This is a genomic window from Alteromonas gracilis, from assembly GCF_043642145.1.
Classification (GTDB): Bacteria; Pseudomonadota; Gammaproteobacteria; order Enterobacterales; family Alteromonadaceae; genus Alteromonas; species Alteromonas gracilis_B.
Genome location: NZ_JBHZRZ010000001.1, coordinates 397,758 through 410,870, shown reverse-complemented (window position 1 = coordinate 410,870; position 13,113 = coordinate 397,758). Strand labels below are relative to the sequence as shown.

The 13,113-nt window shown below is 43.9% G+C and carries 12 protein-coding genes; 6 read left to right on the top strand and 6 right to left on the bottom strand.

From position 1 onward, the window contains the following. Positions 1-15: 15 nt before the first annotated feature. The 5 genes from mltG to ACHUFN_RS01730 all read left to right on the top strand — a co-directional run bounded on the left by mltG (position 16) and on the right by ACHUFN_RS01730 (position 4,092). Positions 16-1,035, top strand: coding sequence for an endolytic transglycosylase MltG (gene mltG, locus ACHUFN_RS01750; RefSeq protein ID WP_394220604.1), 1,020 nt, complete (start codon positions 16-18; stop codon positions 1,033-1,035). 63 nt (positions 1,036-1,098) lie between these two features. Continuing rightward, positions 1,099-1,764, top strand: a complete 666-nt coding sequence (gene tmk, locus ACHUFN_RS01745) for a dTMP kinase (RefSeq protein ID WP_394220603.1) — start codon at positions 1,099-1,101, stop codon at positions 1,762-1,764. Next, a complete protein-coding gene (gene holB / locus ACHUFN_RS01740; protein WP_394220602.1) occupies positions 1,764-2,651 on the top strand; it encodes a DNA polymerase III subunit delta' in 888 nt (295 codons plus the stop codon). The genes tmk and holB overlap by 1 nt, the downstream gene beginning before the upstream one ends. 64 nt (positions 2,652-2,715) lie before the next feature. After that, on the top strand, positions 2,716-3,486 hold the full coding sequence (locus ACHUFN_RS01735; protein WP_394220601.1) for a TatD family hydrolase: 771 nt from the start codon (positions 2,716-2,718) through the stop codon (positions 3,484-3,486). Positions 3,487-3,534: 48 nt separating this feature from the next. After that, complete coding sequence (locus tag ACHUFN_RS01730) at positions 3,535-4,092, top strand: pyridoxamine 5'-phosphate oxidase family protein (protein WP_394220600.1); 558 nt, start codon at positions 3,535-3,537, stop codon at positions 4,090-4,092. 208 nt (positions 4,093-4,300) lie between these two features. Here the strand turns inward: ACHUFN_RS01730 and ACHUFN_RS01725 are convergent, their stop codons facing one another. From ACHUFN_RS01725 to ACHUFN_RS01715, 3 genes are all read right to left on the bottom strand, one after another. Beyond that, complete coding sequence (locus ACHUFN_RS01725; RefSeq protein ID WP_394220599.1) at positions 4,301-4,933, bottom strand: SDR family oxidoreductase; 633 nt, start codon at positions 4,931-4,933, stop codon at positions 4,301-4,303. A 185-nt stretch (positions 4,934-5,118) separates the two neighbouring features. Further along, positions 5,119-8,070, bottom strand: coding sequence for a ligand-binding sensor domain-containing diguanylate cyclase (locus ACHUFN_RS01720; RefSeq protein WP_394220598.1), 2,952 nt, complete (start codon positions 8,068-8,070; stop codon positions 5,119-5,121). A gap of 163 nt (positions 8,071-8,233) precedes the next feature. Then, a complete protein-coding gene (locus ACHUFN_RS01715) occupies positions 8,234-10,054 on the bottom strand; it encodes a M2 family metallopeptidase (RefSeq protein ID WP_394220597.1) in 1,821 nt (606 codons plus the stop codon). A 351-nt stretch (positions 10,055-10,405) separates the two neighbouring features. On the opposite strand from ACHUFN_RS01715, the gene ACHUFN_RS01710 reads away from it, so the two are divergent. Next, on the top strand, positions 10,406-10,771 hold the full coding sequence (locus ACHUFN_RS01710) for a DUF4870 domain-containing protein (protein ID WP_394220596.1): 366 nt from the start codon (positions 10,406-10,408) through the stop codon (positions 10,769-10,771). A gap of 130 nt (positions 10,772-10,901) precedes the next feature. Here ACHUFN_RS01710 and ACHUFN_RS01705 read toward each other — a convergent pair whose 3' ends face one another. The 3 genes from ACHUFN_RS01705 to ACHUFN_RS01695 form a co-directional block, all read right to left on the bottom strand. Then, positions 10,902-11,177 (bottom strand): hypothetical protein, encoded by a 276-nt coding sequence (locus tag ACHUFN_RS01705; RefSeq protein ID WP_394220595.1) that lies wholly within the window; start codon positions 11,175-11,177, stop codon positions 10,902-10,904. Between the two features lie 226 nt (positions 11,178-11,403). Further along, positions 11,404-12,168 (bottom strand): SDR family NAD(P)-dependent oxidoreductase, encoded by a 765-nt coding sequence (locus ACHUFN_RS01700; protein WP_394220594.1) that lies wholly within the window; start codon positions 12,166-12,168, stop codon positions 11,404-11,406. Positions 12,169-12,181: 13 nt separating this feature from the next. Next, positions 12,182-13,093 (bottom strand): haloalkane dehalogenase, encoded by a 912-nt coding sequence (locus tag ACHUFN_RS01695; protein WP_394220593.1) that lies wholly within the window; start codon positions 13,091-13,093, stop codon positions 12,182-12,184. Positions 13,094-13,113: the final 20 nt, after the last annotated feature.

The window sequence follows — 13,113 nt, the reverse complement described above, 5'->3', positions numbered from 1 at the left end:
CGGAGAAGTTCACGCATGAAGCGATTGATTGTTGTCTTAATCTCGCTGGTTTTACTTGCTGTTATTGGTGCAGCGTCGGGCGTAATTTACGTATCTGAGAAGGTGACGACTCCGCTTAAACTAGAAACCGAGATGTTGTTTACCATCGATAAGGGAAGCAATGCGTACAGGACAGTTAAGCACTTGCGTAAAACTGGTATGAGTGATGTGCCACCGTTTATTGCAAAAGTGTGGCTTAAGTTTTTTGCGGGTAGCACATCGGTTAAATCTGGCACATATATGTTACGCCCTGGTCAATCGATGGTTGATGCGTTTGCACTCTTTACGCAAGGTGAGGAGCACCTGTTCGCCGTAAGTTTAGTTGAAGGACTTACGCTTAAGCAATGGGTTGAAACACTCCGTCAAAACAGCGATTTAGTGTTTGATTTAGACGAAGAAGTTTTAGGTCAGCTCACGCAAGATAACGGCGTAGAATGGTGTTGCAATATTATGCAGCAAACAGAAGGCGTTTATTTAGCAGATACGTACTTTTTTACTCTAGGGACAAAAGCGAGTGAGGTACTGAAACGAGCCCACCGTGCGCTAGTTGATTTTGTATCGAGTGAGTGGGAAGAACGCGCCATTGACTTGCCGCTAGCCTCACCGTACGAAGCACTTATTTTGGCCAGTATAATCGAAAAAGAGACGGCTGTGCCCGAAGAGCGAGACATGATTGCGGGGGTGTTTGTAAACAGGTTAAACAAAAATATGCGCCTTCAAACCGATCCTACTGTAATTTACGGCATTGGACCCTCATTTGATGGCAACATCACGCGTAAGCACTTGCGCACAGCAACACCGTATAATACATACGTGATTAAAGGGTTGCCGCCAACGCCTATAGCAATGGCCGGAAAGGCTGCGATAAAGGCAGCGCTGCATCCACTTGCAACCGATGCGTTGTATTTTGTTGCGAGGGGTGATGGCAGTCATCAGTTTTCCTCAACACTAGCTGACCACAACGCAGCTGTGCGAAAATACCAATTAAAACGATAAACGTGCAGGAAGAATAAGTATCTCTGCACAGATAAAGTAAAAAATGAATAGAGTTTAAAAGTAATGCGCGGAAAGTTTATTGTAGTAGAAGGCCTTGAAGGAGCGGGAAAAAGCTCTGTAATAGGGCTAATCGTGGAATCTCTGAAAAATGCCGGCAAACGCGTAGAGCAAACTCGAGAGCCAGGCGGTACACCTATGGCAGAAGCCATTCGTGAATGTGTAAAGCACGACTGGGACGAAACGGTAAGCGAAGAAACCGAGTTATTACTTATGTACGCTGCCAGAGTTCAGCTACTTACCAATAAAATTTTTCCTTCCCTAGATTCAGGCGCATGGGTGGTAGGAGATAGACACGACTTATCGTCTCAGGCCTATCAAGGCGGCGGTCGTGGTGTGAGCGAAAAAACAATGACCGCTATCAGTGATATCGCGTTAAAAGGGTTCAAACCCGATTTAACCGTGTATTTAGATGTTGAGCCCGCTGTCGGGTTAGAACGAGCGCGCGGACGCGGAGAGCTAGACCGTATCGAGCAAGCTGGGCTTGCGTTTTTTGAGCGCACCCGAGCGAAATATCTATCACTCGCAGCGAAAGACGAGCGTATTGTCGTAATTAGCGCAATGCAGCCCATGGAAAAGGTTCATCAAGACGTTGTCGCAATCATCAATGATTACGTTAACAATCACAGTAATACACTTACACAAGGCCACGAGTCTCAAGGGAATAATTAATGCAAGTGTTGCCCTGGTTTACTGCCACTTACACAACGCTGGTTTCTCGTTATCTAGAAAAAAAACTGCACCACGGTTTACTGTTAACGGGGCCTAAGGGTATTGGTAAAAACCAACTTGCGTTGGGGCTTAGCCATACTCTTTTGTGCAAACATCCAAGTGTTGAAGGGCCATGTGGGCAGTGCCAAAGCTGCCATTTAAGACTGGCAGGAAACCATCCAGACTTTCATATTCTTGAAAGTGAAAAGCAGTTAGGCGTAGATAAAATTCGCGAAGGTATAGCGAAGCTGTCTGGAACTGCGCAAATGGGAGGGAACAAGGTGCTGCTGATCCCTCGGGCCGATACCATGACAGAAGCGGCTGCGAATGCTCTGTTGAAAACGTTAGAAGAGCCCACAAATAATACGTTCTTGCTACTTATTACTGACAGCATTAACAAGATCATGCCGACCATTCTAAGTCGATGTGAGCGGCAAATACTTACGTTACCGTCAGTATCAGACAGTTTGAACTACTTAAGCGCCAAAGGCGTAGAAGATGCAAGTGAAGCGCTGCTCGCCGCTTACGGCTATGCGCCACTTCGCGTTGAAGAAGCGCTGTCTGGTGAAGAGGATATAAGCTATCGCGGTTTTAGCGATGGCATGCAGGCACTCTTGGCGGGTGATGCGAAAATGCAAGTTCAAACACTTGCAAACAAATGGCAAGACAATGCACAGCAAGTTGCATTGTGGTGTCAGCAAATGGCCCATGACGAATACATCAAACGTCAGCAAGGTACAGATTATTCACGCTATTTGGCCTGCGTTGAAGCAGTTAAAACACTTCAACATGCCGGTGTGAATAAGTCTATGGTTCTTTTTGGGTTACTAAAACAGTTTCAACGCTAATAGATTCAGGTTGCGCTAACCACCAACCTCGCAGTCTGTTAGTTTCAATATAAACAGGTGTAGTTTGTTCGTAGATTCTCATTGTCACTTAGACCGACTAAAGCAAGGGCCAGAAGAGCTGGCTGAAACATTAAATTTTGCAAGAGCGCGGGGCGTAGAGCACTTCCTGTGTGTTTGTGTATCTGTCAGCGATTACGACAGAATGCTCGATGCAGTAGGAAGCTTTGACGACGTTTCGGTGTCGTGTGGCGTGCATCCATTACATCAAGACGAGGCGTGTAGCTACGACGAGCTTCTAGAGAAAGCGCAGCGTAAAGAAGTGGTTGCAATAGGTGAAACTGGCCTTGACTATTTTTACAGCCCAGAAAGCAAGGATGTTCAGTTAACATCATTTGTCGACCATATTAAAGTGGCCAACGAAACCAATAAGCCGCTAATAATTCACACGCGTGATGCACGAGAAGACACAATTAATTTACTGCGCGAGCACAAAGCACCGCATACAAAAGGTGTGCTGCATTGCTTTACCGAATCGCTTGAAATGGCGCAGGCCGCCATTGAAATGGATTTTTATATTTCAATTTCTGGCATTGTTACCTTTAATTCGGCAGATGAGTTACGCGAGGTTGTTAAAGCTATTCCATTAGAGCGTTTACTGATTGAAACCGATTCACCATGGCTCGCGCCAGTACCTCATCGGGGGAAGCAGAACCAGCCCGGTTATGTGGTTGAAGTGGCCGAGTTCATTGCCGAGTTAAAGGGTGTGTCGGTAAAGGAGTTGGCCGAAATTACCACCCGTAATTTTTATTCATTGTTTTCTCTTGCCGCTAAATAGCTAGCGGCAGGCCGCAAATAATTAGCGATTAAGCACGCGGAGGTGCGCATGCCCCAATGGCGACAAGGATTGACCAAGAGTTTGCATCAAACCCGAAATATGCCTGAAAGTCGTTATTTTCAGCTGGCTACAGTAGACAGTGACGGCGTTCCCCATTGCCGAACCGTGGTATTTAGAGGTATTACTGACGACAACCAATTGATTGTAATTTCAGATACCCGCTCTGAAAAATTCGCACAACTAGGGCAAAAACCTAATGCTCAAGCTTGCTGGTATTTTTCAAAAACCAGAGAGCAGTACCGCTTCTCTTGTATAGCTACCTTAATTACGGCTGTACAGGACGCTGATTTAGTATCGCACCAGTGGAATAAGCTGTCTGATGCTGGAAAAAAACAGTTTTTGTGGGGGGAACCCGGCACGCCAAGACAAGACAGTTCAGCGTTGCAAGTGGAAGGAGACTTCGATCAGGTGCCATCTCATTTCTGTACTATTCTCTTTAAAATTGAAGGCGTAGATTATTTAAACCTGAGAGGGAATCCACAAAATCGTGAGTGGCATCAAAAAGACGAAAACGGCAATTGGGTCTGTCAGTCGTTAATTCCGTAAGCCTCTCAGGCTTTAATAGCATTAACGATATTCATGGGTACAAAGTGTCGTCAAAAAAGAGAAGCCCGCTCGCTTTGCCCTTATAGTTCATCACAATTAATCAGGGCGCGAGCGGGTCTTAAAAAAATAACAATCATCTAGTGCAACGTTTTGCATCCACTATTAATTTTCAAATCTCACTAAACGCATACACATAGCGATAGACGAATTAAAAAATATGAGAGATTGGTGTGTCACCTTTAAATAGATAAGTGATCACATTTTCTTTATTCTCCTTGGCAACACATTCTACGATAGCCGTTGCCACATCCTCTCTTGGAATTACAGCATCGTCTTTGTTGCTAGGCATATCTGTGCGCACTAAATGCGTACCAGGTTCATTTAACAGTGTGCCAGGTCTTAAAATGGCATGATGTAACCCACTGTTGATAAGGTGCTCATCAGCCATGTGCTTGGCAACTAAATAAGGCTTTATGTCAGAAGAAACCGCATCAGGGTCGCCCGCTCCAATGGAACTTACCATGATAAATTTCGATGTGTCGGCCGCCTTTGCGTAATTTACCGCATTGCGTGCAGCCCAGAGATCAATCATTAAGGTTTTGTCTGCGCCTGTATTCCCACCAGAGCCTGCGGTGAATACAGCAACATCAACCCCTTCGAAGTGCGCCGAAAAATCCTTTTCTAGGTCCTGCTCTACAACAGTCAGGTTATCGTTTTGAATGTCAGACAGTTTATCGGGGCTTCTTACTGGTGCCAGTACTTTGTGTCCTGCGTCTAACAATTTAACGGTTGCCTGTTTGCCAATTTGTCCCGATGCACCAATGACTAATACATTTGCCATGATTTATCCTCCTTGCATTCGTATTTACATAATGTGAATTCATGAATTCATAGGGCAGGAGAGGGGAAAGCGATCAATCACTGCGATGAAATACATCTGGTGAAGATTGTCGACATAATACGGTTAGGTCAGTGTAAGCGTTTTTTTCTGCGCTCCACTTAAGGTTTTAAATGGCGTGCTGGGCCTTATTTAATAACAGCATTTCGTCCAGATTCTTTGCCGATGTATAGCTTCTTATCAACGGCGTGAATACAGGCTTCCACGCTATCATAGTCTCTGATATCGGCTACACCACAGGTAATAGTTGCGCTCACTGAGTGGGGAGGTGCGTCAAAGGTTTGCTCTGCAATGGTTTTGCGAAGTTTCTCGGCAACCCAAAACGCTTCCTGCACTTTAAGTGATGGTAAAAGAATGAGAAATTCCTCGCCGCCCCAACGAGAAATTACATCGCTTTCTCTTAAGTTATCTTCCAAGATTCTTGCGATTTTAACCAACACAATGTCACCCACATGATGGCCATACTCATCATTAATTCGTTTGAAGAAATCTATATCAACTATGAGTAGTGAAAACGTGTGATTGTGGCGCTGGTATTCCTGCCATGCTGCTTTTGCACGTTGGGTAAAGTAGCGTCGGTTTTTAAGCCCCGTCAATGCATCTTGCGTTGAAAGTAACGTTAGTTTTTCAACGGCTTCTTCTAGGTCTTTGGTCTTTTCTTCTACTTTTAATGCCAGTTCTGCTGATCGTTTTTTTAGTGAAGCAATACGAAGCCATACTATTGACGAGACAAAGAACAACCCCACTAGCGCCATCACCGCGCGCCACATCGGCATATCCCACCATGGCGGTATTACAACTATTTCAAGCTGTGCTTCGTTGTTGCTCCATTCATTCTCTTGATTTATTGCCTTTACTGTAAAACGATAACGGCCAGGATCTAAATTCGTGTAAGTCGCCGTTCGGGTTTTATAATCGGTTAATCGCCAGCTGTTTTCGAAATCGACAAGTTTATAAGCGTATTGTAGTTCATTTGCATTCATGTAGTCGGTTGCGGCAAATTCTATGGTAAGCGCAATGTCATTATGATCTAGCTCTATTGTTTTGCCCAATTTACGGCGTTGCTGAGTAGTCGTGCCGTCGCTTTCGTTTTTTCTTACAGCCTCAATGTTGGTTAGGTGAACACCTGGAGACCATTTCACCTTAGCCACCTGGGAAGGAGTAAACTGCGTCAGTCCTTCGGCTCCGCCAAATAAAATGGTGTTATTTTTAGTTACAGCCACAGAGCCAATGTAGTATCCGGTAGAAAGTGCACCATTTTCAGCACCGTAATAAGACAGAGAAGATAAATCTGGTGCTAAATAGGTGATGCCTTCAATGGTTGAAATCCAGAGGCCATATTCGTCATCTTCGACTACAGCGCCTATAGAAACTTTGCTCAGCCGGCTTTCGGGTTTAATTTGTGTGACTTTTACAGACGAGAGGTTGTCGCCCTCTTTAGTCATGAAGTAAAGCCCAGCTGCTTGTGTGCCAATCCAATACCCACCGCGTTTAGAGCGCGAAATCCATGTCACTACAGTTTGATCGGTAACTTTGTCAGTGAAGTTGCTGATACTCTTTAATTCACCAGTACGCTTATTTGCAATATATAAACCAGATACAGTGCTTAACCACGCCGTTTCCTTGTCTTCAGACACAATTCGTGTTGTTAACGACAAAGGCCACTGTCTTACTACTTTATCTTCTGACGGGCGATAAACGAATACGCCATCGCTATACCCCCCATACCATATATCACCTTCGTGATCGATATTGATGGTGTATCCAGATTTCCCTTGAAACGCGACAATGTCGAGTTTGTTGGTTTGTTTATTGAGCTTTGCAAGCCCCGTTCTCGTGCTTGCCCAAAGCGTATCGTTTTCTTCTTGGTATAAAACACTGAGAAGTTTGTCATTGGTGCCTTCATCGTTTTTTTTATCATTGCTTGACGTGTAGGGGCCTAGGTGATTTTTACTCGTACTGTCATATAGCCAAAGCCCTTTTTCATTGGCCACCCACACCTGGTTATCTTTGTATTTCGCAATCGAAGAAATTATTCGGCCTTCCCCAATTTCTTTTGAAAAGAAATTGCTTAGCTGTGGATTGCTTATTGCGAACCCATCATCTTTCGTACCTACCACCACGAGACCCGCTTTAGTTTGATAGAGACTAGAAACGCGCTCATTTGCGGCATCTTTTTCACTAATTTGTACGCGAGTGACAGTGTCCGGCGTGTGAGTGTCAATAATGTTTAGCCCGCGCTCAGTCGCGACCCAAATATCCCCATTGTTTTGCTGAAGAATATCGGTCACATAGTTGTCGGACAAACCGTGCTCTTCTGAGGTACAGTTTTTAGCAATGACAGAGATTTGTATGTCAGGGTTAAACATACATATTCCATGGGTTGCCGTGCCAAGCCAGATTCGTGATTTTTCAGCTTTTAAAAGCCGTGAAATGTTGGTGTCACCAAAAGCGAACAGTTCGAGGGATTTTTTAAACGGATCAAGTTTATACAAACCTGAGGTAGAGGTTACGTAAACGGTATTTCCAATTAGTTCAACGTCTGTCAGCGTACTCGTTGTATTGGGGAGATAGGCTACCAGCTCCACATTTTCAGAGGCAGGGGAGTAGGTGTACAAGTTACGTTCAGAAACAATCCAAAGCTGCCCGTTATGGGTAGTCTTTATTCGGTTAATGACTTGTTTATTAAACGGTTCTGACGCGGGCAACGCAAAATGTTGAAACTTTTCTGTATCGACGTTGATGCGGCTCAACCCGCTAAACGTTCCAATCCATATGTACTGCCCATCGGTACTTGCTTCAACCTGAAGTGCGGTTAGTGTTTGCAAACCCGTAGACTTGTCTTCACCCCACATTCCAAAGTTTTTAAAAGTGTAGCCGTCAAATTTATCAATACCTGATTGTGAGGCTAACCATATGAAACCATATTTATCTTCTGCGATATCAGCTACAGAAACATGGGAAATTCCGCTGTCCATGTCAAATGTATAAAAAGCCGGTGAAATTGCTTCAGCGCGCAATAGAAAACAGTTTAGCAGTAACGTAAATCCAATGTATCTCACCAGCGTTAAGGTGCTCATAATCCATTCAGAGTTTTATTAAATTTTATACAACAACGTTACGCTAATAAGCAAGACTTACAATGCGACTAAAGTTTAATTTGTATAAAAAAAGACCTCGATAAATCGAGGTCTTTTGCAGTACTAATATAAAATTAGTGCAATTTTTATTTTACGCAATCAATTACCAACCGCATTGGCGAGTTGCATTTTGCTCGTCTAGCCAGGTTTTCAATGGTGCAAAATAATCAGCAATAGTACTCGCATCCATCTCTGGTGAACCTGTTAATGTTTCAAGTGCATTTTGCCATGGTTGGCTCATACCCATCTCTAACATTTGGTTCAGTGCTTTACCCGCTTCTTCACTACCGTAAATTGAGCAACGGTTCAGTGGGCCCTCATCACCAGCAATATCACAAAGCGCTTTGTGGAACTGGAATTGAAGGATGTGTGCTAGGAAGTAACGTGTATAAGGTACGTTTGCAGGCACATGATATTTAGCGCCCGGATCAAATGCATCTGCACTTCTTTCTACGGGAGCCATAACACCTTGGTACTTCTCTCTTAGTTCCCACCAGAGCTCGTTGTACTGCTCTGGTGTAACTTCTCCGGCCATGACTTTCCAGCGCCATTGATCAACCATCAAACCAAAAGGAATGAAGGCGATTTTATCTAAGGCAACTTGCATCAACATACCAATATCGTTTGACGCGTCAGGAATTTCGTCAATGAGGTCGATTTGCTTAAGATATTTTGGCGTAATCGAAAGGGCGATGGTGTCACCAATTGCTTCGTGGAACCCGTCGTTTGCAGAACCGCGATAAAGCAATGGTTGCCCCTTGTACGCACGCTGGTAATAATTGTGACCTAGCTCATGATGAATAACGTTAAATTCTTCACCTGTCTTTTGGATACACATTTTGATTCGCAGATCGTCTTTGTCATCTAAGTCCCATGCAGACGCGTGACATTGAACGTCTCTTCCTTCTGGTTTCTGAAACATCGAACGTTCCCAAAACGTTTCAGGAAGCTCTTCAAAACCAAGCGATGAGAAAAATGACTCTGCTTGTTTTACCATAGCAATTTCATCGTAACCTTGCTCAACAAGCGCAGCGGTAACATCAGGCACTTGCATTTCTTGCTGAGGTTTTACGATATCGTAAACATTGCCCCATGTTTGCGCCCACATGTTACCTAAAAGGTGGGCTGGAATAGGTTTATCTTGTGGCACGACATCTTCACCGTAGTGCTCACCGAGTTTTGCACGAACGTGGCAGTGAAGCGACTCGTAGAAGGGTTCAACTTGTGTCCACAAGCGGTCTAGCTCTTTTGGAAACTCGTCAGCTGGCATATCGTATTTACCACGCCAAAGCGCACTTACATTTTCAAAACCAAGCTCTGCTGCACCTTCATTCGCTAGCGATACTTGTTCGGCATAAAGAGGCGCCATAGGTTTAGATACTTCACGCCAGCCTTTCCAGTACTCCAACAGTTTGTCGGCATCACGTAGCGTCGCCATTTCCGCGCTCATTTCTACTAAGCTTTTGCACGAACCATCTTCGCTACAGTACTCGCCTGAGCCGTACATAGCGCTAAGCTCTGAACCAATTTTCGCTAAGCGCTCTGCTTTTTGCTCGTCTGCCGGAGGCGGCATAGTCAAACCATTTTTAAGTAGATCGAGCTGTCTACGAGTATCAGCGTCTACTTCAACATCGTTAAACTTAGCCGCTTCTTTGGCTAGACTGGCGACTTTCGTTGACAGCACTTCATTAAAATACGAACTTACGGCAGCTGTATCGAAGTTAATATTTGTTGCATAACTCCATTGCGCGTGAGCCGCAGGAACCTGCATTTTTTCAATATCACTTTGTGCCTGTACCAAAAATTGCTTGGCATCTTGTGCTGTTAGTTGAGGTTTTGTTTCTGTCTGTGTAGTACTTTCACCACACCCCATAAGCGTTACACTTACTAGTGCTGCTATTAGAGTACGTTTATGATTGAGCATACGTTGTCCTTATTTATTTGTTTTTGTCGTGAATCTGCGTTCACAAAGACATGCTTTAGCATTGTGTAACGGTGTGTGCCTTTTGTAAAACAAATTTGAAATTAGGCGAACGTCTGGCTATTTTGTCTTCAGGTTTAGTATAAAGTTAATGCTGATTTAGTGCTGCTGTTAAACAAAGAGAAAATGTCAGGTTTCGTGATTAAAGCGATTGGCTTTCAAAAAATGTATATAGAAGCGGGTTCACCTTTAAATTAATCGCTTTATTCGCCGCATTTTCGAAAAGCACAAAATAGTGTATTCATGGACATAAATATCCACAATTTTAAGCCACACCTACTATAAGGGATTGATATGCCAACAGAAGAACCTCTTTATTGGGGGCTAACCAAACGGAGTTATTGCACGCTCATTCATTTATCGCAATTGTCTAGTTTTGTTTTACCAGGGCTCGGCTTTATTTTACCGTTTATTCTGTGGATAGCGCACAGGGATCAAAATGAAAATATTGACCAGCATGGGAGGGTAACGGCCAACTGGCTATTAAGCTTGCTTGTTTATTCGGTAATCTGTTTCGTATTAACGTTTATAATAATCGGTGCATTCGGATTTTTAGTTCTTGGCTTGATGAATATCATTTTTGCTATTGTTGCTGCAATGAAAGCCAACAATGGGGAGTTGTGGGTTTACCCACTAAGCATAACGTTTTTTAAAAGCTAGATTGGCAGTGAAAAACCGTTTTATTAAAGGCTATGTTTCTTAAGGCGAAATGTTTGTATCAGATAACGAGAACAACCGTTTGCTGTAATAAGCGAATAATGAATTGATTGTAAATCGATTAAATCGCTTTTTACTGAGCGTCGTAGCGGTCGCTAGGAAGCGAGCCATGAATAAGATATTGGCCTTTATTATGTTTAGGCGCTTTTGACGTGGGTACAGACGCACGTTTTACCGTGTGAATGGCCAGTGCCTTACTCTGACGAATTTTTTTGAAATGTTGAGAAGATAATTCTTTTTTTTCTGTAAGCAATGAGGGCTGCAGTTCTTGCGCAAATCCAGTGTTGAGAAAAGGCAACACAGAGCAAAGTGTAATTGCTAATAAAATGTTTTTACTTTGCTTTTTCATTACATTCTCTCTATTTTGAGCATGCTTGTGAAATCGAATTACGGCTACAACACCGTCACTTTTGCTTAAGAAGCTCGATTGCAGAGGCGGTTGTAGGCGCCTCGTTCGTCGATTTTGCTTGTTCCTTTCCATTACACAAGAAATTAACTAAAAGGAAAGCATAGCGGGCTATACAAAGGTATTTCAATCAATACCTTTGGTTTTGGAAACATAAATGTAGCTGGCATTACCAAGCGGTTACACCACCATCTACAGCGATTGTCTGTCCGTTCATGTAACTGTTGCCTGGCGATAACATCAACATCATAGTATTTACGATTTCCTGCGGTTCTCCAAGACGTTTCATTGGGCTTCCCAAACCTAATTGCTCTCGCGCTTCGGGCGTGTTGTAGCCATCAACATTTAGAATGTTTGTTGGGCTGTAGAAAGGGCAAATAGCATTCACTCGAACGTTCTTACGCCCGTATTCAACTGCGGCTGTTCTTGTAATACCAGACACAGCGTGCTTTGCAGCAGCGTAGGCACCGCCTTTTGGTGCGCCTCCTAGGCCCGCCAGCGAACTTACATTTAAAATATGGCCTTGTTTTTGCGCAAGCATAACGGGAATTTGATATTTCATACCAAACATAACGCCTTTGACATTTACCGCGAATTGAGAGTCTATAATGTCCTCTGTCATTTGATGAACGGGCGCAGGCGTGTGCGCAATCCCCGCATTGTTAACCGCAATATCTAAGCGGCCAAAGCTGTCCATTGCCTTCTCCACCAAGGATTTGTTAAGTGCCTCGCTTGCGATATTTCCCGCCAAAGTCACCACATCGGTTAACGCTTTTACTTCTTGATACGTCTCTTCAAGGGCGGTTTCATTAATATCACTTAGTACGAGCTTCGCACCGCGATTAGCCAGTCCTGTAGATAACAAGCGCCCAAAACCGCTTCCTGCGCCGGTGATTAATACCACTTGTCCTGTAAAATCGAGTAGAGCATCCATTGTGTAACTCCTATTAATTTGATGTTTGTTGAATGAAATTGATAAGTAGCTTGGCAAGCAATTCACCCTGATCTTCTTGGATAAAGTGACCCCCATTTTCGATCACCGTGTGCGGCATGCCTTCACAACCTGGCACTAACTTTTGGAATATTTTGTCGCCGCCTTTTGTGACAGGATCGCTATCACCAAAGGCAGTCATGAAGGGCTTGTCGAATTGCTTTAGCTTTCCCCACGCATCTCTATTGGCCTGTGCCTCAGCACTATCTGGAGTTGTAGGGACCAGGAGGGGAAACATCCGCGCTCCTGCTTTGTAATTTTCATCAGGAAAAGGTGCATCATAAGCAGCAAGCGTGACATCATCTAATGGCGTTACGGTGGCATTTTGAATAATACTTGATGTAGGAAATACAGGAACATCTTGTGAGAACCTGCGCCATTTCGTGAACGCTTCGCTTGGCGTATGATCACCAGTAGGTAGGCCAGTATTGGAGACCATGACACTGGCAAACTGATCTGGCATGTCAGCGACCAATCGCAAACCAAGTAAGCCGCCCCAGTCTTGACAGAATAAGGTGGTAGGGCCTTTGACAACTTGCGTAAACCAATCTTTAAGCCAAATAAAGTGCCTTGCATAGCTGTAATCTTCTTTTCGTACAGGCTTATCAGAGCGGCCAAACCCTATAAGGTCAGGCACAACTACGTTGAATCCAGCATCTGCCAAAATTGGCATCATTTTTCTGTACAAATATGCCCATGTGGGCTCGCCGTGCATAAGAAGCACGGTGTGACCATCTTTTGGGCCGCACTGATAGTACGCCATTGTAATTTCACTGCTAATTGTATCTGTCACTTGTATGTAATGAGGCGTGTAAGAAAAGTCGGTAATTTTGTCAAACGCACTTTCTGGAGTTTTCAGCACTTGCATAGCTAACCATCCTTTGTAAA